This window comes from Pedobacter sp. 01N416 (genome assembly GCF_056399685.1).
In genome coordinates this window covers 1-1,363 of record NZ_JBFTRT010000862.1, presented here as the reverse complement: position 1 = coordinate 1,363, position 1,363 = coordinate 1, and the positions used below count along the sequence as shown (strand labels likewise).

At 36.7% G+C, this 1,363-nt stretch carries 1 protein-coding gene; it reads right to left on the bottom strand.

The window, feature by feature from the left end; genetic code table 11:
• Positions 1–145: 145 nt before the first annotated feature.
• Positions 146–922: an exodeoxyribonuclease III gene (gene xth / locus AC1DND_RS27945; RefSeq protein ID WP_426326033.1), complete on the bottom strand. Its 777-nt coding sequence runs from the start codon at positions 920–922 to the stop codon at positions 146–148.
• Between the last annotated feature and the right edge of the window lie 441 nt (positions 923–1,363).

Here is a 1,363-nt window from a genome sequence, read left to right as displayed (position 1 = left end):
ACACAGTACACAGAATTTGCCGGCCTGACGGAGAAATTAGATGGATTAAAGCCGACGGAATACTATCCCAACAGGACGGCGAATGCTTAAAATTAATAGGAACAATTTTAGATGTAACCGATTTAAAGAATAAGTCCTAATAATATTAAGCCTCGTTTAGTTCAATCCATACCGGACCGTGATCGCTTGTTTTTTCCCAGCCCCTCACTTGTTTATCTACTCCTGCAGATTTTAAGCGATCACTAACCTGAGGACTAAGTAAAAAATGATCAATTCTTAATCCCGCATCTCTACCATATGCATTCCTGAAATAATCCCAAAAGGTATATATCGTTTCGGTAGGGTATAATTTTCTGATCGCATCTGTCCAGCCTTGTGCCATTAAATTTTGAAATGCCAAACGGGTTTCAGGACGGAATAAAGCATCTTCAACCCAACGCTCTGGTTTATAAGCATCAAGCTCTGTAGGTATTACGTTATAATCGCCACATAAAACTACTGGTAAATTATATTCTAACAGTTTTGCCGCGTGGGCCGTAAAACGCTCAAACCATCGTAACTTGTATTCGAATTTTGGTCCTGGTGCCGGATTTCCGTTCGGAAGGTAAAGACAACCAATTATAACATTATTCACCATTGCTTCGATATATCGGCTGTGCAAATCTTCAGGATCACCATCCAAATTTCGTTTCAGCTCTTTTATTTCCAGGTTTCGAGCCAATATAGCAACGCCATTCCAACTTTTTTGACCATGCCAAATGGCATTATAACCAGCATCTTTAATAGCCTGCTCCGGAAATTTTTCTTGCGGTGCCTTTAATTCCTGCAAACAAACCACATCAGGTTGGGTTTCTTCCAGCCAACGTAACAGAACAGGTAAGCGCCCATTTATTCCGTTTACATTATAAGTTGCTATTTTCATCTGTATCAATATGTTTTAATGGTAATGAAGCAATCGTGATTGACCTGGAGTACAGTTTTTGAAAATCATGATAATTTCATTTTATAAATCTCAGCAATAAAACTCAAAAATGAAACTAAGTATTTCAGATAGTAAAACTAAGCGTGGCTTAACACCTTCTAATATGTAATCTTTAACTATTTACACTGCTTTTTAAAACTAATAATAAACTAAAATGTTTAATTTTGGAGATTCATTCATGTTTGAGCGCATGTTTGAGTTTAGATATAGGGATAGGCTGTTAGTCTATCCCTTTTTTATGCTTAAATGATCTTTAGTTTTTATCCAACAATGTTTTTCACTTTCTGTTGGAGATCCATGATATCAAAAGGTTTTTCAATGATGGCAGTTGGTGAGCAACCTAAATTGTCCATATTTAAAGCCGAAAGCAATATAATGGGC